This window comes from Neorhizobium lilium (assembly GCF_004053875.1).
GTDB classification, from domain to species: Bacteria; Pseudomonadota; Alphaproteobacteria; order Rhizobiales; family Rhizobiaceae; genus Neorhizobium; species Neorhizobium lilii.
This window is the reverse complement of sequence record NZ_SBIP01000004.1, coordinates 414,707-437,131: the sequence shown is the minus strand read 5'-3', so window position 1 is coordinate 437,131 and position 22,425 is coordinate 414,707. Positions and strand designations below refer to the sequence as shown.

Genomic DNA, 22,425 nt, shown 5'->3' with positions numbered 1-22,425 from the left:
ACGCCAGCACGTCGCCTCACCAACTGAGGTCGAGCCGGTCCAGGCCGTGAAAATGGTAGACGTCCTTGACCACCGGAGGTGCCGCGATGCGCATGCCCGGTAGCCGCTGGAAGAGCATGGGAAGCACCGTGTTCAGCTCCAGCCGGGCAAGCGGTGCGCCGATACAGAAGTGAATGCCCGCACCGAATGACAGGTTGGGCGCCTCCTGCCGATCCGGCTTGAACGTGAGTGGATCGGTAAACTTCGCGGGAGCGAGATTGGCGGCGGCGAGGATCAGGCTCACCTTGTCGCCTCGCTTGAACGAAACACCATCCACCTCGACGTCTTCGAGCGCCCAGCGCTGGAAGATATGCACCGGTGCGCAGATGCGCAGTGTTTCCTCGACTGTTCGTTCCGTCGCGCTTGCGTCCCGGAAAAGGTCCGCCGGATCGAGCCCGCTTTCCAGAATGACTCGCACGGAATTGCCGATCTGGTGGACGGTCGCTTCATGGCCGGCATTGAGAAGCACGATCGTGGTGGAGACCAGTTCCTCGTCGGTCAGGAACTGGCCCTTGTGCTCCGTATGGATCATATGGCTGAGCAAATCGTCCTGCGGCTCGCGCCGACGTTCGGCAATCAGCCCCTTCACATAGTCGGCAAACTCCTGCGCTGCGCGATCGGCGGCCAGTTCGTCCGCAGGTGTTCGCTTGAACATGTACATGCCCACATAGTCATGCGACCAGGCCAGCAGCTGTGGCCCCATCTCGTCCGGAATGCCGATCATCCGCGCGATCATCGTCACCGGAATGATGTCGGCGAACGAGGATAGGAGCTCCGTCTCGCCCGCCTGTTCGAACCCGTCGATCAGTTTTTCGGCCATGGCTGCGATCTCCGGCCGCAACCGCTCGATATGGCGGGAGACGAAGGCGCGATTGACGAGCGTACGCAAGCGGGTGTGCTCCGGCGGCTCCAGTTCGAGCAGGGAGAATCGTTCGGCCAGATCGAAGTTCGCAAGCTGGGGCTCGGGTTCCGGTAGGCCGAGTTCTTCCCGGCTGGCGATATGGAGGATCTGCCGCCCGAATCGCCGGTCGCGCAGAAGCGCGTTGACATGGTCATAGCCGGTGAGAAACCATTGTTTCTGCTCTTCCCAGTAAAATGTCGGGCAATGAGCGTGAAGGGCGGCATAGACGGCATTTGGATTACCGTAGAAGGCAGGATTCCGGGCATCGAGCGATACGCGGCGGTTTTCACGGTCGATGCGCAGGAACGGGGGCAAAATGGACATGGGTCATGGCTATAACGATTCCGCCTGCCGGAAAAGTGCCGTTACTCACCGAGCGCCACCCCTTCGCGGCGCGGGTCGGCGCTGCCGACAAGCCCGCTGGGCGTGATCTCGATCGCCTGCAGGCCGGAATTCAGGTCGCCGGCTTTCACCTCGTAGCCGAGCGCCTTCAGGGGCTCGATCAACTTTTCGGCTACGGTGCCGGCCTCAATATCATAAGTGCCGAAACGGTTGATAAGATGCGGCTGCGCGACGATCTGCTCTACCGGCATGCCCCAGTCGATATAAGCGATGAGCGCCTGGCTTACATAGCCGATGATCTGGCTGCCGCCCGGGGATCCGATGGCGAGCAGAGGTTTTCCGTCCTTCATGACGATGGTTGGCGACATGGAGGAGCGCGGCCGCTTGCCCGGCTCGACGCGATTGGCGACTGGCAAGCTGCCGTCATGCGTCTTGAAGGAAAAATCCGTCAGTTCGTTGTTGAGCAGGAAGCCGTTCACCATCAGCCGCGAACCGAAGCCGTTCTCGATCGTCGTCGTCATGCTGGCGACATTGCCCTGCGCATCCACGATCACGATATGGCTTGTGGAGGGCAGCTCGATCGCTGCATCCTTGCCGAGCAGCATGGCATGGTCCCATTCAGGCTCCCCGGCCTTGACCTGGTCGGGCACAATCGCCCTGTCGCCGTCCAGCAGCGCGGCTCGCTTTGCCAGGTAATCCTTGCTGAGCAGGCCCTTGATGGGAGCGGGGAGGAAATCGGTATCCGCTAGATATTTTTCACGATCCGCGAAGGCTAGCCGCTGCGCGTCGCCGATCAGCCGCCAGCTCTGCGCATTGTTCGGTCCGAAGCCTTTCAGGTCGAAATTCTCCAGAACGCCCAGCATCTGGCCTATTGCGACGGCACCGGAGGAGGGCGGTCCCATGCCGCAGATGTCGAGCGCGCGGTAGCTGGCGCAGACCGGCTCGCGTTCCTTGATCCGGTAGTTGGCAAGATCCTGCAGGGACAGGACGCCTGGGTTGCCGCTGGCCTCGCGCACGGCCTTGACGATCGCCTCGGCAATCGGCCCATGGTAGAAAGCATCCGCACCGCCGGCGGCGATCGTCTTCAATGTCTGGGCGTAGTCGGGGTTCTTGAGGATGCTGCCGGGCTTGAGCGGCGCACCGGAACCGTCGAAGAAATAGGTGCGTGGCCCGTCATAGGTCTTCAGCTTGTCGCCTTCCGCCGCAACCAGCGAGGCAAGGCGCGGTGAGACTGCAAAGCCGTCCGAGGCAAGCTGTTCCGCCCGCTGAAAAAGGCTGGCCCACGCCTGCTTGCCGAAACGCTTGTGAACATCTTCAAGCAAACGAACCGTGCCGGGCGTACCGACCGAGCGGCCGCCGACCACCGCGCTCATGAACTTGAGCGGTTGTCCCTGAATGTCGAGGAACAAGGTTGGGCTTGCCTCCATCGGCGCTGTCTCGCGCCCGTCGAACGTGGTGAGCCGGTTGGCGGACGCGTCATAGTAGACGAGGAAGGAGCCGCCGCCGAGACCGGAACTCTGCGGCTCCACAAGCCCGAGCACGGTCTGCACTGCGACAAGGGCGTCAATGGCGCTTCCGCCCTCGGCAAGAACGTCGCGCCCGGCCTCCGCCGCCAGCGGATTGGCGGCCGCAACCATGAATCGCTTGGCTTCCACGCGGCGGGCGGCTGTTATGCCCGTCTTCGCCTCGGGCGCGATCTGGTCGGACGCCTGCTGGGCCAAAGTTTGACCCGATAGGAGCAGGAAAGCTGCAACGCCGGTGATGAACGCGATCCGCATGGAAATTCCTCCCTCGATCTTACGCAGAGAATAATGTGGAGGAATGGGATGAAGAGCAAGACAGCCGGGGGAAATCGTGATCGGTTTGCGGAAGGTGAGATCTCGCCCGATGAACGCGGTCTTCCGCACCTGCGCTTTGCATGGAATCGTTCACAGCCACTTTACCTTGAACGGACAAAAGTCCGCGAAGTCTCATCCCAGCAGCCACTAAAGGAGCCCCGCCGCATCAAGAACATATATGGACGAGATCGCCGCACGGCACTGCGGTTAAGGATATCGGCCTCTCCGTCTTGAAGTACCCGGCGATGACACTCTATGTAGGGATAACCAATTCTAATGATTCCGGAGCGCAAGGCTGCCTTCGGCAAGGCATTTGACAAAGGACGGACATGAGAAATCCAGTTGATACCGCAATGGCCCTCGTGCCGATGGTCGTAGAGCAGACCAATCGCGGTGAGCGCTCCTATGACATCTTTTCACGCCTTCTCAAGGAGCGCATCATCTTCCTGACCGGACCGGTGGAAGATCAAATGGCTTCGCTGGTTTGCGCTCAGCTTCTGTTTCTGGAAGCGGAAAACCCCAAGAAGGAAATTGCCCTCTATATCAACTCGCCGGGTGGCGTGGTGACGGCTGGGATGGCGATCTACGACACGATGCAGTTCATCAAGCCTGCCGTATCGACGCTTTGCATCGGCCAAGCGGCATCCATGGGCTCACTGCTCCTGGCCGCGGGTGACAAGGGCATGCGCTTTGCCACTCCTAATTCCCGCATCATGGTCCACCAGCCCTCTGGTGGTTACCAGGGCCAGGCAAGCGATATCGAGCGCCATGCGCGCGACATCATCAAGATGAAGCGCCGCCTCAACGAGATTTACGTCAAGCATACAGGTCGGACCTACGAGGAAGTTGAAAAGACGCTCGATCGTGACCATTTCATGGATGCGGAAGAAGCCCAGACCTGGGGCGTCATCGACAATATCATGACGTCGCGCCTGGAAATGGAAGGCGGATCGGCGGATTGATAGTCCGCTGAAGCTATGCGGCTTGCTCCGCTCTCGACAAATTGAGGGGTTTCAAGTCGCACGGAACGCGCTATTAGTACATACGAAAGCTGTGTTGAACTATTGTGACATCGTGTGTGCTTGGGGTTTCGTTGCCGCCGGTTCGGATTTGCTGTCCTTCCGGTAGAGTACCCTGGAGCAAAGGCAGGCGCGGGATGGCCCGGGCTTGCCGACAGCGGTAAAGTGGACCGCGCCGTCCCGGACGGAGAGCGGAGTGCTGGAAGGAAAGTGATATGAGCAAGGTCAGCAGCGGCAACGGCGGCGACTCGAAGAACACATTGTACTGCTCGTTCTGCGGAAAGAGTCAGCACGAAGTCCGGAAGCTTATTGCCGGACCGACCGTCTTCATCTGCGATGAATGCGTCGAACTGTGCATGGACATCATCCGCGAAGAGAACAAGAGCTCGATGGTGAAGTCGCGCGACGGTGTTCCGACGCCGCAGGACATCATCAAGGTTCTCGACGAGTACGTCATCGGCCAGAAGCAGGCGAAGCGCATCCTGTCGGTGGCCGTTCACAACCATTACAAGCGACTGGCGCATGCCTCCAAGGGCGGCGATGTGGAGCTGGCGAAGTCGAATATCATGCTGGTCGGTCCGACCGGCTGCGGTAAGACCTATCTCGCCCAGACGCTTGCCCGCATCATCGACGTACCCTTTACCATGGCGGATGCGACGACGCTGACCGAAGCCGGCTATGTCGGTGAGGACGTCGAGAACATCATCCTGAAGCTTCTGCAGGCGGCCGACTACAATGTCGAGCGCGCCCAGCGCGGCATCGTCTATATCGACGAAGTAGACAAGATCTCCCGCAAGTCCGACAATCCGTCGATCACGCGCGACGTGTCGGGTGAGGGCGTCCAGCAGGCCCTTCTGAAGATTATGGAAGGCACGGTTGCCTCGGTTCCCCCGCAGGGTGGCCGTAAGCATCCGCAGCAGGAATTCCTGCAGGTTGATACGACGAACATCCTGTTCATCTGCGGCGGCGCGTTTGCCGGGCTCGACAAGATCATCTCGGCTCGCGGCGAAAAGACTTCGATCGGCTTTGGCGCTTCCGTCAAGTCCGCCGATGACCGTCGTGTGGGTGAAGTGCTGCGCGAACTGGAGCCGGAAGATCTGGTCAAGTTCGGCCTCATTCCTGAATTCATCGGCCGTCTGCCCGTTCTGGCGACCCTGGAAGACCTGGACGAGTACGCCCTGATCCAGATCCTGTCGGAACCGAAGAACGCTTTGATCAAGCAGTACCAGCGCCTGTTCGAGATGGAAGACGTCGAACTGACCTTCCACGAGGACGCATTGCGCGAGATCGCCAAGAAGGCGATTCTCCGTAAGACCGGCGCCCGCGGCCTGCGTTCTATCATGGAAAAGATCCTGCTCGATACCATGTTCGAGCTGCCGGCACTGGAAGGTGTCCGCGAAGTGGTGATCTCGGAAGAAGTTGTGCGCGGCTCTGCCCGTCCGCTCTACATCTACGCGGATCGTCAGGAAGAAAAGGCCAACGCTTCTGCTTAAAGGCGGTTAGCTTTGCCGAAAGATTTTGAAGAGGCCCCCAGAGGGCCTCTTTTCCGTTGGGGCGGCTTGTGTCCCTTTTTAACGAGCTCACTATTTTTGCATTGCAACAGTTGCTGCATATTCTTCTTGCAATGGAGGGACTGGGAGAAGATCATCCCTGTTCCTGCTGCTTTGCCGACAGGTTCGAATCCCCCGAAAGACCGGTGGACCGATGCCGCGCCTCCAGGCATTTGCAGCATAAAGTTTGCGTAAGCGTCTTGTAATGTCTCCGTCACAATCAGCGCGGTGGCGGTTCTGCAAGGCTTGAAATCAGTTTTCGGACACTCCACCTTGAGCGGGAGTAAAATGCCTGAGTGTATGCTCAGGTGAATCCCGGAAACGGGACGATGAAAGGAAATATCATGACGAATTCAACGTCTGAGGCACCTGGCGGCGAAACCTATCCCGTCCTGCCCCTGCGCGATATTGTGGTCTTCCCACACATGATCGTGCCTCTGTTCGTCGGACGGGAAAAGTCGATCCGCGCGCTCGAAGAGGTCATGGGTTCCGACAAGCAGATTATGCTCGTCACCCAGATCAATGCCAGCGACGATGATCCGGAACCGTCTGCAATCTACAAAGTCGGCACGGTTGCCAATGTTCTTCAGCTTCTGAAGCTTCCTGACGGTACTGTGAAGGTGCTGGTCGAGGGCCGCGCCCGCGCCAAGATCGACCAGTACACGGACCGTGAGGAATTCTACGAAGCCACAGCAAACACACTCGACGAGCCGGATGAAGACGCCGTCGAAGTCGAAGCCTTGTCGCGTTCGGTGGTTTCCGAGTTCGAGAACTATGTGAAGCTGAACAAGAAGATCTCCCCGGAAGTGGTCGGCGCTGCCAGCCAGATCGAGGACTATTCCAAGCTCGCTGATACCGTCGCTTCGCATCTGTCGATCAAGATCACCGAGAAGCAGGAGATGCTTGAGACCGTCAGCATCAAGCTGCGGCTCGAGAAGGCGCTCGGCTTCATGGAAGGCGAAATATCCGTCCTTCAGGTTGAGAAGCGTATCCGTTCGCGCGTCAAGCGTCAGATGGAAAAAACCCAGCGCGAATACTACCTCAACGAACAGATGAAGGCGATCCAGAAGGAGCTCGGCGACGGCGAAGAAGGCCGTGACGAGATGGCCGAACTGGAAGAGCGCATCTCCAAGACCAAGCTCTCCAAGGAGGCCCGCGAAAAGGCGGATGCCGAGCTGAAGAAGCTGCGCCAGATGAGCCCGATGTCTGCGGAAGCGACGGTCGTGCGCAACTATCTCGATTGGCTGCTTGGCATTCCGTGGGGCAAGAAGTCGAAGATCAAAGCCGACCTCGCCAATGCCGAACAGATCCTGGAACAGGATCACTTCGGCCTCGACAAGGTCAAGGAACGCATTATCGAATATCTTGCGGTCCAGGCCCGTGCGACAAAGATCAAGGGTCCTATCCTTTGCCTCGTCGGCCCTCCCGGCGTCGGCAAGACCTCGCTTGCTCAGTCGATCGCCAAGGCGACCGGCCGCGAATATGTGCGCATGGCCCTTGGCGGCGTACGTGACGAGGCCGAGATCCGCGGTCACCGCCGCACCTATATCGGCTCGATGCCCGGCAAGGTCATCCAGTCGATGAAGAAGGCGAAGAAGTCCAACCCGCTCTTCCTGCTCGACGAGATCGACAAGTTGGGCCAGGATTATCGCGGCGATCCGTCTTCGGCTCTGCTCGAAGTGCTGGACCCTGCACAGAACTCGACATTCATGGATCACTACCTGGAAGTCGAATACGATCTGTCCGACGTGATGTTCATCACCACGGCCAATACGCTGAATATCCCGGCGCCTTTGATGGACCGCATGGAAGTCATCCGTATTGCCGGCTACACAGAGGACGAAAAGCGCGAGATCGCCAAGCGGCACCTGCTGCCGAAAGCCATCAAGGAACATGCGTTGCAGCCGCACGAATTCTCGGTCAGCGACGATGCCCTGATGGCAATCAGCCAGCAGTACACCCGCGAAGCCGGCGTCCGTAACTTCGAGCGCGAATTGATGAAGCTCGCCCGCAAGGCGGTTACCGAGATCATCAAGGGCAAGGCGAAGTCGGTCGAAGTTACGGCTGCCAATATCGATGATTATCTTGGCGTGCCGCGCTTCCGCCATGGCGAAGCCGAGCGTGAGGATCAGGTCGGTGTTGTCACGGGTCTCGCCTGGACCGAAGTCGGCGGTGAGTTGCTGACCATCGAAGGCGTCTTGATGCCCGGCAAGGGTCGCATGACGGTGACGGGCAACCTGAAGGAAGTCATGAAGGAATCGATCTCGGCAGCGGCGTCCTATGTCCGTTCCCGCGCTGTCGATTTCGGCATCGAGCCGCCCCGCTTCGACAAGTCGGACATCCACGTCCACGTGCCGGAAGGTGCGACGCCGAAGGACGGACCATCGGCAGGTGTCGGGATGGCAACCGCGATCGTGTCGATCATGACCGGAATCGCGGTTCGCAAGGATGTCGCCATGACGGGTGAGATCACCCTGCGCGGCCGTGTCCTGCCGATCGGCGGGCTTAAGGAAAAGCTGCTGGCTGCCCTGCGCGGCAATATCAAGACGGTTCTGATCCCGGAAGAAAACGCCAAGGATCTGGCGGAGATTCCGGACAATGTGAAGAACAACATGGAGATCATCCCCGTATCCCGCATGGGCGAGGTGATCAAGCATGCTTTGGTTCGCCGGCCTGAGCCGATCGAGTGGGATGGCACGGTAGAGACGCCCGTCATCGCCACTGTCGACGGTGTCGATGATGCAGGCGCTACTCTGGCGCACTGATCAAGGGTGCCAATAGGCGCCGTCGATTATAATCAACTGTGAAAAAAGCCGGTTTTCAGCCGGCTTTTTTTGTGAAAACTACCCAAGACCCCTTGTTTTTCAGGCCATAGCGGAGCTTTTGGGTTGCCAAGGGCCGACTGCTAACTATTGTCGGCGCCGATAGCGAATCGTTTCAAAACCGTTGAAAGGGGTGGAAACATGAACAAGACCGAACTGGTATCCGCAGTGTCCGAAAAGGCTGGTCTCTCCAAGGCCGATGCCACATCTGCAGTGGATGCCGTTTTCGAGACTGTGCAGGCTGAACTGAAGAAGGGCGGCGATATCCGTCTCGCCGGCTTCGGCAGCTTCTCCGTTTCCCATCGTGAAGCTTCCAAGGGACGTAACCCGTCCACTGGCGCCGAAGTCGACATTCCGGCACGCAACGTGCCGAAGTTCTCGGCCGGCAAGGGCCTCAAGGACGCCGTCAACAGCAAGTAATTGCTCCTCGGCGTAGTCCAGCAGATTTTGAGACAGGCTCGGCTTCGGCCGGGCCTGTTTCGTTTACAGGCACGAATGCGGGTGATCCCGTTCAACGTTTAGGCAAGTCTCGGCAGCGCTCCATCAACAGGAAAAGTTGGCCCCCTCTGTCGTCGGCCTTTTCTTGCCGCATTGGCTGGATTAAGTCTGGCGTTCCCGATGTGTTCGCGTTAGACGAGTCGATGACATCATTCAGCTTCATCCACGCAGCAGACCTGCATTTGGGCAGTCCATTTCAGGGATTGGCCCTCAAGGACGCTAGCGTCGCCGAACTGTTCATTGAGGCAAGCCGCAAGGCATTCTCCGGTCTCGTGGATCAGGCGGTCGAGCGGAAGGTGGATTTCTTTATCGTGGCCGGCGACGTTTACGACGGGGATTGGAAGGACAACAAGATCGGGCTTTTTTTCAACCGGGAGGTCGCGAGGCTGGAGCGGGCGGGCATCCCGGTCTATCTGTTGAAGGGCAATCACGACGCCGAAAGCGTGATTACCCGGACCATCACTCTGCCGGCAAATGTCAGTGATTTTCCGGTGAACAAGCCCGGCAGCTTCAAGATCCCGCATCTGAAAGTCGCGCTGCACGGCCAGGGATTTGCCGAGCGTTCTGCAACCGAGAACCTGGCGCTCGCTTATCCGAAGCCGGAGAGCGGCTGGTTCAATATCGGTGTGCTTCACACCTCGCTGACAGGACGGGAGCCGCATGCGTCCTACGCTCCCTGCTCGGTGGAAGATCTGCGTTCGCGCGGCTACGACTATTGGGCGCTTGGCCATGTGCATGATTTCGAAATCGTGGCGGAAGATCCGCTGATCGTTTTTCCCGGCAATCTGCAGGGCCGCAGCATCCGCGAACAGGGCGCCAAGGGCGCGGTACTGGTCACGGTCGAAGACGGTCGCGTCACGCACGAACGGGTCATCACCGATGGCGCCCGCTTTGCCGAACTCACACTGGTCGTGCAGCCGGACGAGCCTCTATCCGGGATATTGCGCCGTCTGGAAGAAGCGCTTGAAGCCGTTGTGGATCGGATGGAAGGGCGGCCGCTCGCGCTACGCATCCGCTTGACGGGCAAGAGTGCCTTCCGGAGCGAGTTGATGGTGCGAGCGCAGGATTTGCGCGACGAGGTGCAGGCCGCCTGCCACCGCTGCCACCAGGACATATGGCTGGAAAAGCTGGACGTGCGGCTAGAGCCGAATGAGATTGTGGGAACGGCAAGTGCGGCGCTGGGCCTGGATAGTCTTCTTCCCATGGGCGATTTCCCACCCGAGCTTTTGGCTGAAGCGAATGCTCGGCTTGCAGAGATTGTAGCGCGCCTTCCCGGCGGCCTTGGTGCAGGAGAGCTTGCCTTGGGCGCAGATGCCGGAAGCCTACTTGCCGAGGCGCGAGATCTTCTGCTTTTGCGGGCGGCACAAAACTGATGCGCTTCGGTCGTCTGGACATCCTGCGCTACGGTTCGCTCACCGACCGACGATTGACCTTCCGCCCGGATGCCAAGCTTCACGTTGTCTACGGACCGAACGAGGCCGGCAAGTCATCTGCTCTTTCGGCGATATCCGACCTGCTCTTCGGCTTTCCGGATCGGGCGACCTATAGCTTCCTGCATGATCCGGCATCGCTGCGCGTTGGAGCAGAGCTTCAGGCTCGCGACGGCAGGACGCTTGCCTTTCGTCGCCGGCGTGGACGCAAAAGCACGCTTCTCGCCGCCGAAGAAGTAGAGAGCGCTCTGGCGGACGATGCGCTCATTCCTTTCCTCGGCACGTTGAGCCGCGATGTCTTCGAGCGGGCATTCGGCCTTGACTCGGCGTCTTTGAGAGCTGGTGGCGACGCCATGCTGAGGAGTGGCGGTGAGATCGGCAGCCTGCTGTTTTCAGCGGCTTCCGGCCTGACGGGTCTCAGCGACCTGCGCAAGACGATGGAAGCAGAGGCCGACGGCATTTACGCCCAGCGCCGGTCAAAGGACAGGTCTTTCTACCAGGTTCTCGACGCCCATGACGAGGCGCGCCGTGCCGAGCGCGAGAGTGAGCTGAGAGCCGGCGACTGGAAGAAACTCGTCACGGAACAGGCTGAGATCGAACGCGACCTGGCCGGCGTCCAGGCGGTGCGGCAGGAGACCAAGCAAAGGCTTGAACATCTGCGCCAGCTGAGCCGGCTTGAGCCAGTTTTGCGGGAAATCGACCGCGAGCAACAGCAACTCGAGCGGTATAAAGGATTGGACGGCTTGCCCGCGGGCTTCGAGACGAGGCTGGCGACAGTGCTGGAGGCACTAAGGAAAAACGCTGAGGCACAGGAAGCGGCAGAGCGGGAGGCCGTGCATATCGCCGACGAGATCGCCGCTGTCCGTGTGGACGAGGCGCTCGTTGCAGTCGCGGCCCAGGTTTTGGCGGCTTATGCCCAGAAAGGCGCCTATCTGCGGGCGAAGGAAGATCTTTCCCGGGTTCGCCATGAGGTCGCCAGTTTCGATCTTCGCCTGACCCAGGAGGCGCGGCGGCTTGGACTGACAGGTCCGCAGGACCTCGAACGTGCACAGCCGGCTGACAGCGAACTCGTCCGCCTGCGCAAGCTCGTCGATGACGGGACCGCGATCGACCAGGATCTCTCCAAACTGCGACAGCAGATAGAAGAGGCGCATGCAGTCCAACGGCGGCTCGCCGATGCGGTGCCGGAGATGCGACTGGTGGATCCGAGGCCCTGGTCGGAGCATCTGGCGGCCCTTCGTCCCGAGCTTGGAGAGCTTTCCAAGATCGAGGCCCTGGAGGTTCGAGTTGCCCGGGCCCATAGCGATCTCAACGCGGCTGCAGGGCGGCTCGATCCGCCGGTGAAGGATATCGAGCGTCTGCTTTCCGCGCCGCTTCCGGATATAGCCGCCCTCACGCAGCACCGGCGCATGATCGACGCCGCGAAGACCGATCACGCAAAGGCCATCCAGGCGCTGAATGCGCTTCGGGATGAAACCCGCTCGGTGGCGACGCAGCTGGTTGCGCTGGAAAAACAGGGGCGTATCGCTTCCCCCGGTGAGATCGCTTCTGCGAGAGCTCGCCGCGACGACCTGATCGACGGTTTGGCAAAAGATCCCAAGAAAGATCTTCTGGCTCAACTGAAGAAGGCAGTGACGGAAGCGGACGAGCTTGCAGACGCGGCGCTCGCCGATGCCGAGCGGGTGAGCCGCCACGCGCAGCTCAGCCTTCGGCAGAAGGAGCTACAGCAGGCGCTTACGCATGCGGAGAGTGCTGAGCACGAAGCCGGTATTGCGGCGGCCGACGCTGTGACCGAGTTCGAAGACCTCTTTCATGCAGCTCCCGTGGTGCCGTCAAGCCCCGAACGGATGATCGAGTGGCGACGTGCCGTCGAGGAATTGTCGCGGCTGTCGCAATTTTTGGATGCAGCAAGCGACGAGCTGGCGGTTCTGCGCCTCAAGGAGGAGCGGCTGAAGCCTGCGCTCATTTCACTTGCGGATGGCATCGGCTTCTCCTCTGGAGGCCTTCCGGCCCTGGCTTTGGCGCGCGGTGTCGAGCGCCGCATTGACGAACTTTCCGAGCGCTGGAGCGAAACTCGGTCATTGGAAGCCAAGCGCCAGGTGGCGCAGGATGCTATTGAGAGGCTGGAAAACCAGGAAGTGGATCTCAGCCGCCGGGCAGACTCCTGGCGGATGGCCTTCTCAGCAGCTGTCCTGCCGCTCGGGCTCGGCGAGGATGCGACGATTGCGATGGCCGTAGCTGCGCTTGATGTGTGGCGCAGTGTGCCGGACCTTTTCGGGGAACGGGAGAACCGCGACCGCCGGGTGCGCGGCATGGTCCGAGACATGGGGGATTTCGAGGATGAAATCCGCGACCTCTGTGGCAAGGTGGCGCCGGATCTCGCCGGTCTTCCGGTCGATGTGGCCGCTGATATGTTGAATGCACGCGCGTCCGAAGCGAAGACGGCATCCAACCAGAAGGCGACACTGAACACAGGACTGGAACGGTCGCGGCTCGCCCTTCAGCGCCACACCGAGGAAAAACTGGTCTGCGTGAGCGAGCTGCAGGCAATGGCGGCTGAAGCGGGAAGACCTGCCGACGATGTGGAGACGCTGCTGGTTGACCTGCGGGAACGGTCGCGGCTGGAAGCCGGTCTCTCACAGTGCCGTCGCCGACTTGCCGAACAGGCGCAAGGCTTGAGCGAAGACGATGCGCGGCTGGCCCTATCCGGCTTTGATCGGGTTGCCGCGGATCTCGAGATCGAGCGGCTTGAGGGGGAAGATCATCGCGAGGTCGAGCGGCTGAAGGCGCTCGGCATTGCCCAGGCCGATAACGACCGGCGACGACGGGAGCTAGAGGCAGGCATCGGCGCGGAGCGGGCAGTGTTCCTGCGGCTTGCTGCGGAAGAGGAGGCCAAGGAGCTGGCACGGCGCTGGGTAGTGCTGAAGCTTGCGGCAGCGTTGTTGAATAATTCCATGGAAGCATACCGCGAACGCCAGGCGGATCCGGTCATGCAGCGGGCGGGCCAGATTTTTTCGGACCTTACGGGCGGGCGCTTCTCGCGGCTGATGCAGGTTTATGACGAAAGGGATGAACTGCGGCTTGCCGTGGAGCGGAAAAGCGGCGAGCAGGTCGCGTTGTCCGGCCTCAGCGAAGGAACCGGCGACCAACTCTATCTGGCGCTGCGGCTTGCCTTCCTTGAGGATTATTGCAGCCGAAACGAGCCTGCACCGCTTATCCTCGACGACATCTTCCAGACCTTCGACGATGAACGGACGGCGGCCGGTATCCGCGTTCTGGCGGCGGCGGGTGCCAAGTTCCAGACGATCCTTTTTACCCACCAGATGAGCCTGGTTCAGGCCGCGCAGATGGAATTGGGGGATGGTCTGGACCTGGTGATGCTGGATCGGGCTCAAGATCAGGCTCAGCCCTGACCTTGGACTGAAAGTCGAGGCAGCCGATCGTCATGCGGAATGTGCTTGCTCTGGCCTTGCCAGTCGGCAGATCCGCGGCGTCGCAGTTCACGGTTTGCGGTCGCGGCAGGAGCAGGAGGTTGAACCGCCTGTCGTCCAGGAACTCGCGACTGAAGCTCGCCTGGTAATTCTCGAGTGCGGACGAGAATTTGACCTGCCTGGCAAGTTTGTCAGCCAAATATTGTCGGCTTTCTGGCGAGAGCGCCAAGCTGAAATGATCAAGCATATCCATTGCCGCTTGCGTCACCGCGGCAAGCTGCGTCGGGTCCGTCAGGCTGAGCTTCATCCGAAAGGTGCGCAGATCGGAATCTGTGCCTCTCGCCTGCACGAAGATGGAGGCATGATCGTCGGCGGAGCCGAACGGTTCGAGCGCGAGGCACTCCCAGTCTCTGCCATTCGGTGTGAAGGTCAATTCGGTCGTAGTCTGAGTTTTCAGGCTCTTGCAGCGCTCCTCGGCGTCAGTGGACGGTGCATTCTCGAAACGAGCATTTCGCTCCAGGCCTGCTTTCAGCAGCCAGGATGGGTAACGGCCAACCGGCGAAAGGTGCTTCTGGCGGCCGATCCGCAGCTTGGGAGCAGGGGGCGGTGGCAGAAGGTAGCGTTCCAGTCCGAATTGGTGGACGACGCGCTTGTAGTTTCGGCCGTTGTTGACCGAAAGCACGGTCGTCGCGAGTGCGCCTAACACTCCGATCAAGATGAGGACGAAAACCAACAGGTTCTTCCTGCGCCGCCGCCGGCGATCGTCTGGCGTCGCAGGCCCGGCTTTCTCTCCTGGCCGCATTTCGTCCATGTTGATAGAATGCCTTGGCAACGGGGGTTTCCGATAGCATAACGCCAGAAAGCTTCAAGCGGCGGAACTAGACACTGGCGATATCGTTGTGGCTGGATCCACATAGGGTTGTAGCCCATGGGCGCGCAACTCGCTTTTATGGCGCCTGTGGGCAAAAGATAGTAGTGTTGCTCCGCGGGCCTGTCTCATGATAACCCGTCCTAGCTGTGCTGCTTAGGTTGCTGGCGAGGCAGTGAAATATTCACCGCGGCTTCCAGGACAAATACTGAGAGACCATGACGATCGAAATTATCGGCAGAGCCTGCGTAGCGCCAGGCGCGAATTCTATCAAGGAACTGCAAAAGGTTCTCAGCAAGGGACAGTGCACGGTCACTCAGATCCCTGATGAGCGCTGGGATCTTGCCCGGTTCTGGCATCCCGTGCCTGGAACGCCTGGGAAGACCTACACATTCGCGGCAGGTATTGTTGATTCGATCTACGACTTCGATCCAGCTGCTTTTGGGTTGTCGCAGCGCGAAGCCATGCAGATGGACCCGCAGCAGCGCCTGTTGCTGACGCTGGTCTTGCGAGCGCTCGAAGATGCAGGCCTTCCCGTGAGCGCGCTCGCCAGGGAGAGGGTGGGCGTCTATGTCGGCGCATCGAGCCTGGACAGCGGCAATCTGGCCGCCGAGGATCCGGCATCCGGCAGCCCTTACTTCATGACCGGTAACACGCTGTCGATCGTATCCAACCGGGTTTCGCATGTCTTTGGCCTCAATGGACCGAGCATGACGATCGACACGGCTTGTTCGTCCTCTCTTGTTGCGCTTGACCAGGCGGTGAAGGGGCTTGAGCGGGGTGATATCGATACCGCAATCGTCGGCGGCGTGAACCTTCTTGTGCATCCGCTGTCATTTGTGGGCTTTGCGCAAGCGCGCATGCTGTCTCCTGAAGGCCTGTGCCGTGCTTACGATACGAACGGGCATGGCTATGTCCGCGCAGAAGGTGGTGCCGCCATTATTCTGCGCCGCAGCGACCGCACCCGCCAGGAAGGCGACCGCAGCTATGCGCGCATCCACGCGACAGGGGTAAACTCTTCCGGCCGCACCAACGGCATCAGCTTGCCCTCGCGGGAGGCGCAGGCGGATCTGCTACGCTCGATCTATGTGGGCAATGGGATCGACGTCAATCGGGTGGCCTTTATCGAGGGACACGGCACGGGCACGCGCGTGGGCGATCCTGCTGAAGTCTGGGCAATCGGCAGTGTCATCGGGCGCAACCGGCGAGCACCTTTGCCGATCGGTTCCATTAAATCGAATATCGGCCACACCGAGCCGGTGTCCGGGCTGTTCGGCCTCCTGAAGGCGATGATTGCGCTGGAAGAGAACTTTCTGCCGCCAACGCTCCACATCCAGAAGATCAACGAAGATATTGATTTTGCCGGCCTTAACGTGCGGGTGAATACTGCGCCGATCAAGCTCCTTCCCGGAAAGGAGCCGCGGCTGGCCGGCGTTAACTCCTTCGGCTTTGGCGGCACCAATGCTCACGTCGTTATCGGCGATCCCGAGCCGGCAGCGCAGGCCGATGCTCCCGCCAAGGGCGAAGGCGGGTTGTTCCTGGCAAGCGCTCATACCGCGACCGCGCTCAGGAACCTGCTGGAGGAATATAAAACCCTCCTGGAGCGGGCGGAGCCCGCAAAGGCCCGGCAAATCGTCGTTGCCACGACCACAAATCGCGACCCGATGCGCCACCGCTTCGCAGTCGATGCCAAGGATACCCAGGCAGTGCTTGCGGCGGTTGCCGCGCATCTGTCTGCAGAGGCCTCGCAAGGCGAGGCGGGCGAAGCCCCTTCGCATGCCGGCAAGATCGCCTTTGTCTTCTCGGGCAACGGCGCCCAATGGGCCGGAATGGCCGTGGACGCCTATCGCGAGAATCGCCACTTTCGCCAGTGCTTCCAGTCCTTCAGCGCGCTATTCGAATACCATCTCGGCGAAAAACTGACCGATCTGCTGACGGCTCCAGACCTCGCGCTGCGTTTGGCCGACACGAAGATCGCCCAACCGCTGCTGTTCGCCATACAGGCGGCGCTTTCCGACTGTCTGTCTGCACGCGGCATTCGCCCGGACGTCGTTTTCGGCCATTCCGTTGGCGAACTCGCTGCCGCCTATGCTGCAAAAACGCTGACGGCAGCGGAAGCCGTCGCCATCGTCGCCAAGCGCTCGAAGTCGCAGGACTTGATTGCCGGCAAAGGAAAGATGGCGGCCGTCGTACTCAGCGAAGAGGCTGCGCTTGCCTTTGCCAAGGCGCAGGGCCTCGATCAAATCGGCGTGGCAGCCATCAACGCGCCCAGCTCCGTCACTATTTCTGGCCCGGTGGATGAGATCCAGGCCTTCAAGGATGCCGCGCGCAAATCGCAGATTGTCGCGCATATCCTTGATATCAATTATCCTTTCCATCACCCGATCATCGACAGTGCCCGGGACTCCTTCCTGAGCGATCTGCCGACCATCGAACCGAAGAGCGGCGCCTGCACCTTTGTCTCCACCGTCACCGGCGACGTCTATGACGGACAGGGTTTGGATTCAGACTATTGGTGGCGCAACGTCCGCGATCCTGTCCTGTTCAAGGCGGCTGCGGAAAAGGCTGTCGAGCTCGGGTGCAACCTTTTCATAGAGATTTCGCCGAGGCCGATCCTGTCGAGCTATGTCTCCGAAGTTGCAAAGAGCATGTCCCAGCCGGCCGTGGTCATCGGCACGCTGCAGCGTGAGGCGTTGGGTGGCGGCTATGATCCGGTCGCCCGCTCCTTTGCCCGTGCAGTCGCGTCCGGTGCAGCACCTGCATCCGTTCGTCAGGGCGTAAAGAGAAATGCCTCCGTGCATCTTCCGCTCTTGCCGCTGGAACCGGTGCAGTTGAGGATGCCGGGCACGACGGACGAAATCGATGTCTTCGGCCGCGATTGCAAAACGGCTTACACATTGCTTGGCTGGCGGACGGACCCCCGTGCGACGCATTGGAAAAATCATGTCGATGCCCTTCTTTTCCCGGATCTGGCCGAACATGTCGTTGATTCCAGGGCTATCCTTCCAGGCAGCGGCTTTGTTGAAATCGCTCTGAGGGCTGCTCAGGCTCATCTTGAGACCGAGGAGGTCGAGCTGTCCAACATGGAAATCGTGCGGCCACTGGAGCTGCGCGAAGACCGTATGCTGGAGCTTTCGACGGTTCTGTCGCCCGAAACGGGTGATATCGAGATCCGTTCGCGTGAGCGTCTCAGCAATGACGACTGGACAGTTCACGCTGTTGCTCGTTGCCGCAAAGCGATCGACGAGGAAGGTTACCGCCAGCCCTGGGGCGCCACCGGCAGCGATGGTCATTCCATGGATGCGGCGCAGGTCTACGAGACGGCGGAACGCTTTGGCCTGCAATACGGACCGCGCTTCAGGCTGTTGTCGAAGGCGGTCTCTTTCGGCCGCAACCTCGTTGAAGTCGAGCTGAAACCTGCTTCGGCGCCTGCGCATCCCTTCGTAACGTTCAACTTCAACCCCTTCTCGGTGGACGCCGCCTTCCACGGGCTGGTTGCGCTCTTCGACAAGCTCTCGGGTAACGAAGCTGGATCGCCTTATATTCCGGTTCGTTTCGGCTCGGTCCGTGTATCCAGCCAAAGTGCGACCATTGCCAAGGCCGTCATCGAGATCGAACGCTTCAGCGGCTTCTCGATCAAGGTCAATTTTCGCATGTTCGATGCGGAAGGCCATCAGGTCATGAGCTTCATGGACTGCCGGTTCCGCCGCACCTCGCTGCGCCGCCATCATGGACTGGAAGCTCTTGCCTTCCATTTCGACGCCGTGCCGTCCTTCCTGCAGGCCGCACCAAGGGCTCCTGTCGAGATTGGCGCCAACGTGATGCGCGCAAGTGCTGGCGAGGCGGGTTCCGACAATGCGTCGCTGATAATCGACGCTGCCGTCTACCGGGGATGCCATGAGATCGGTCTTGCGCTTGCAAATCATGACGGGCTGGTGTCGCCGCAGAATTTCGTCGGCAATGGCAGCTTCCGGTCGTTCCTGACAAGCTGCCTCTTCATCCTCGAAGATGCGGGCATTGCCGCGCCGGAGGATGATGGGTGGCGCCTGCCGCTGGAGTTCGGCTTCCCACCGGTGGCCGACCTGCTGGCGGAAATCTACAAGGAAGATTCGGGCCGGGTTGCTGAAGCCGTGTTGGTTAACAATGCTTACCGCGATGCGCTGGAGCAGCTTTCGCTTGCCTTGCTGCATCCCGAGGCAGAGACCGAAGCTTCGCGCAACAGCAGTGAAGCGACTGTGGACCATGTGCTCGTCCACGCGCCCCTGGCACAGCGCAAATCGGCCGTTGCTTTGGAGACCGCGGCAGAGATCTGCCTCGCCAATCCAGGCCGGATTCGTATCATCCTGGAGGCCGGCGCCACTTCACCGTCCTTCAGCACCCACCTTGCATCGCTTGCCTCCGAACAGGGCGCCATGCTGGTCATCGTCGAACCGCGCGAAAACCTGCGCCGGACGCTGGAACTCGCTTTCGAACAACATACGCATGTTTCGGTTCTGGAGCCGGCCAAGCTGAGCGAGCTGAAATCGGTCGATCTTGTGGTCATGGCCGGCCTCGAAAGCCAGCAGATGCTGGCATCGAGCGAAGAATTCCGTTCCGCGATGCGCAGTCTCGCAGCTGCAGGTACGGCACTGGTCTTCGCCGACCGTGCGCCGTCCGCCTTCAACGACTTCGTGTTCGGGCTGTCCGACAGTTGGTTTGCAGCAAGCCAGTCAGCCGAGTTCCCGGTGGGCCAGCTCGGAACGGTCCAGCAAATCGACGGTCTTCTGCGTGATCTCGGCTTTGCCGAACCGCAGGTCGAGGAAAAAGACTTTGCCGAAGGTAAGCTGGTTTTCGCAGCTGCGCAAACCTTGCCTGAGACCGTTGACGCGGAAGCCGTAGCGTCCGATGGCTTGCTCGTGCTTGCCGAGCGCTCCGGCCGTTTCGCGTCCACTTCCAGCTCGATTGTACTCGATGCGGATTTCAACGAAGAAGAGATTTCGGCGTCGATTGCAGCCTCGACGGGTGCGCCTGTCAGGATCCTCTATGTTGCTGAGCGGCTTGGCGGCCGGGATGCTTCGCAACTAGCGCAGCTTCGGCTCCAGCGCTTCAAGCTGCTGGCGGAAACTTTGGCCAGACAGCCGGCCTTGACTGAGGGTGGTCGTCCGCAAATCCTGATCGCCGCGCCCGGCGGTTCGCCTCTGGCAGCGGATGCGACGGATCCGGCAAATGCGGGCCTTTGGACTTTTACGCGTGTTCTTCAGAACGAATATGAAGGGCTCGATATTCATCTGCTCGATGCCGAGACCGAGCTTGGCGATCTACCTGCGCGGACTGCTGCCATCCTGGCAGCGCCGAGTGCAAATCGCGAATGGGTTCTGCGCGACGGCGCGCTTTGCGAGCTGCGGGCGGCCTTCGGTCCTTTCCCGGCCAAGGCGGTGGAGACGGCGGATTACGAGGCCGCTACTATTCATCAGCTTTCCACGGGCAGAGTCGATAGCATTGTCTGGCAGCAATGCGGCCTGCCGGTGGCGACAGTTGGCGAGGTGGTCATAGCGGTTGAGGCTACGGGCCTCAATTTCCGCGACGTCATGTGGGCCATGGGCGTCTTGCCGGAAGAAGCGCTGGAAGACGGTTTTGCCGGCGCCACGATTGGAATGGAATTGTCTGGCCGCGTGGTTCAGGTCGGCGCCGGCGTGAGCGATCTCGTACCCGGCGACAGGGTCATGGGCATTGGTCCGGCCGCGTTTTCCACCCATGTGCGGGTGCGCCGCGATGGCGTGACGAAGTTCCCGGCGGGATTGGATTTCGCCGGCGCTGCAACGGTTCCGGTGGCCTTCCTGACCGCCTATTATGCCATGGTTCATCTCGGCCATATCGAGGCCGGAGAAACCATCCTCATCCATGGCGCGGCCGGCGGCGTCGGGCTTGCGGCCCTGCAGATCGCCAAGCTCAAAGGTGCTGTGGTGATCGCCACCGCAGGTACGGTCGAGAAGCGTCGCTTCCTCGAAGCCATGGGCGCCGATCATGTATTCGATTCGCGCTCGCTCGATTTCGTGAACCGAGTGCGCGGCGTTACCAATGGCGAGGGCGTTGACCTCGTGCTCAATTCGCTCTTCTCCGAAGCCATGGAGCGCAGCCTAGAACTGGTGAAGCCTTTCGGCCGCTTCCTGGAGCTCGGCAAGCGCGACTATTACTCCGACAGAAAAATCGGGCTGCGCCCATTCCGCCGCAATATCAGTTATTTCGGAATCGATGCGGACCAGCTTTTGGTCAACTTGCCGTCCGTAACCAAGAAGATCTTTGCCGAGATCGGACGCCTGTTCGACGCAGGGCAATTGCAGCCCTTGCCTTATCGTGCTTTCGGCTATGATGAGATCGGCAGCGCCTTCCGTCTCATGCAGAACGCAGGTCATATCGGCAAGATCGTGATCCAGCCTCCGGTTTCCGGCAAGGACAAGGTCGTGGTCTCGACCGGCAAGCCGTTGCGCTTTGACAACGAAGGCGTCTTCCTTGTCGCTGGTGGGATTGGTGGTTTTGGTCTCGTGGCTGCCGATTGGCTGGTCGCCAAGGGCGCCAAGCATATCGCGCTTTGCTCGCGTCGCGGTGTCGCCGACGCTGAAACCATTGCTGCTATCTCGAAATGGGCTGACAAGGGCGTCGTCGCGAGCGTGCATGCCTGCGATATCACGGATGAAGCTTCGCTGACGACCTTGCTGGATGAACTGCGTGCCAAGGCACCCCTCAAGGGCGTTGTCCACGCGGCGATGGTGCTTGACGATGCCTTGCTTTCCAACCTGACGCCGGAGCGCAACCGCCCTGTCGTCGAGGTCAAGGTGCGGGGCGCCGAACTACTCGATCGTCTGACGGCCGATGACGAGCTAGAGCTCTTCCTGCTCTTCTCCTCCGCGACCACCATGATCGGCAATCCGGGGCAGGCGAACTACGTCATCGCCAACGGCTATCTGGAAGGCCTTGCCCGCAGCCGTCGTGCTGCCGGCAAAACAGGTCTCGCGATCGGCTTCGGCGCCATTGCGGACACAGGATTCCTTGCGCGCAATTCCGAGGTCAACGAATTGCTGTCGAAGCGGATCGGCAAGACCGCAATGAAAGCGCGTGACGCGCTGGAACAGGTCGAGCGTTACATTGTTAGTGACAACGGCTCTATCGACGCTGCGGCCGTGATGATTGCCGAAGTGGATTGGGCGGCGGTAAGGATGCTGCCGATTTCTCAGGCAGCGATCTTCCAAACCGTTATCCGTTCCGCAGGCAGCCAGCAGTCTGCGGCTGAAGGTGACCGAGTGGATCTTGAGGAGATGATCCGAGGCAAGTCAACCGAGGAAGCGCAGCTTCTGCTGCATACTCTGGTGGCGGCAGAGATCGCGACGATCCTAAGGGTCACCGAAGACGGCATCACCCCGGAGAAGATCCTGAAGGACATCGGTCTGGATAGTTTGATGGCCATGGAACTTGGAATGAGCTTCCAGCAGAAGACCGGTTTTGATATTCCGCTGAGTGGAGTAGGGGAGGATACGACCGTCAGTGATGTCGTAACCCGATTGCGCGAGCGCGTCACCAAGCGGAACGATGGGGAGGATGCCGCAACGCAGGACGAGGTCATCGACCGGCTGGTGAAGAGCCACTCGACGCCGCAGCAGAAAGCAGCCGCACAGTGAATAAACATGATCCGCAAGGCAAAGCTCCATCCAAG

At 60.3% G+C, this 22,425-nt stretch carries 10 protein-coding genes; 7 read left to right on the top strand and 3 right to left on the bottom strand.

Annotated elements, in window-relative coordinates:
- Nucleotides 1-16: 16 nt before the first annotated feature.
- Together EPK99_RS19010 and ggt are read right to left on the bottom strand one after the other, a co-directional pair.
- Complete coding sequence (locus EPK99_RS19010; RefSeq protein ID WP_128444654.1) at nt 17-1,264, bottom strand: cytochrome P450; 1,248 nt, start codon at nt 1,262-1,264, stop codon at nt 17-19.
- 41 nt (nt 1,265-1,305) lie between these two features.
- The gene (gene ggt / locus EPK99_RS19005) at nt 1,306-3,060 is read right to left on the bottom strand and encodes a gamma-glutamyltransferase (protein WP_128444653.1); all 1,755 of its coding nucleotides are present in this window, start codon (nt 3,058-3,060) and stop codon (nt 1,306-1,308) included.
- Between the two features lie 389 nt (nt 3,061-3,449).
- Here ggt and clpP point away from each other — a divergent pair, with 389 nt between their 5' ends.
- From clpP to EPK99_RS18975, 6 genes are all read left to right on the top strand, one after another.
- Nucleotides 3,450-4,082 (top strand): ATP-dependent Clp endopeptidase proteolytic subunit ClpP, encoded by a 633-nt coding sequence (clpP, locus tag EPK99_RS19000; RefSeq protein WP_128444652.1) that lies wholly within the window; start codon nt 3,450-3,452, stop codon nt 4,080-4,082.
- A gap of 272 nt (nt 4,083-4,354) precedes the next feature.
- A complete protein-coding gene (gene clpX, locus EPK99_RS18995; RefSeq protein ID WP_128444651.1) occupies nt 4,355-5,632 on the top strand; it encodes an ATP-dependent Clp protease ATP-binding subunit ClpX in 1,278 nt (425 codons plus the stop codon).
- Nucleotides 5,633-6,033: 401 nt separating this feature from the next.
- Nucleotides 6,034-8,454 (top strand): endopeptidase La, encoded by a 2,421-nt coding sequence (gene lon, locus EPK99_RS18990; RefSeq protein ID WP_128444650.1) that lies wholly within the window; start codon nt 6,034-6,036, stop codon nt 8,452-8,454.
- A 198-nt stretch (nt 8,455-8,652) separates the two neighbouring features.
- On the top strand, nt 8,653-8,931 hold the full coding sequence (gene hupB, locus EPK99_RS18985; RefSeq protein WP_128444649.1) for a DNA-binding protein HupB: 279 nt from the start codon (nt 8,653-8,655) through the stop codon (nt 8,929-8,931).
- 221 nt (nt 8,932-9,152) lie between these two features.
- A complete protein-coding gene (locus tag EPK99_RS18980; protein WP_128444648.1) occupies nt 9,153-10,382 on the top strand; it encodes a metallophosphoesterase family protein in 1,230 nt (409 codons plus the stop codon).
- Nucleotides 10,382-13,852, top strand: coding sequence for an ATP-binding protein (locus EPK99_RS18975; RefSeq protein ID WP_128444647.1), 3,471 nt, complete (start codon nt 10,382-10,384; stop codon nt 13,850-13,852). Before EPK99_RS18980 ends, EPK99_RS18975 begins: the two co-directional genes overlap by 1 nt.
- On the opposite strand, the gene EPK99_RS18970 is transcribed toward EPK99_RS18975, so the two are convergent.
- Nucleotides 13,752-14,603: a DUF6030 family protein gene (locus EPK99_RS18970; RefSeq protein WP_128444646.1), complete on the bottom strand. Its 852-nt coding sequence runs from the start codon at nt 14,601-14,603 to the stop codon at nt 13,752-13,754. The genes EPK99_RS18975 and EPK99_RS18970 overlap by 101 nt on opposite strands.
- 353 nt (nt 14,604-14,956) lie before the next feature.
- Between EPK99_RS18970 and EPK99_RS18965 the strand changes: the two genes are divergently transcribed.
- Nucleotides 14,957-22,390: a type I polyketide synthase gene (locus EPK99_RS18965; RefSeq protein WP_128444645.1), complete on the top strand. Its 7,434-nt coding sequence runs from the start codon at nt 14,957-14,959 to the stop codon at nt 22,388-22,390.
- Nucleotides 22,391-22,425: the final 35 nt, after the last annotated feature.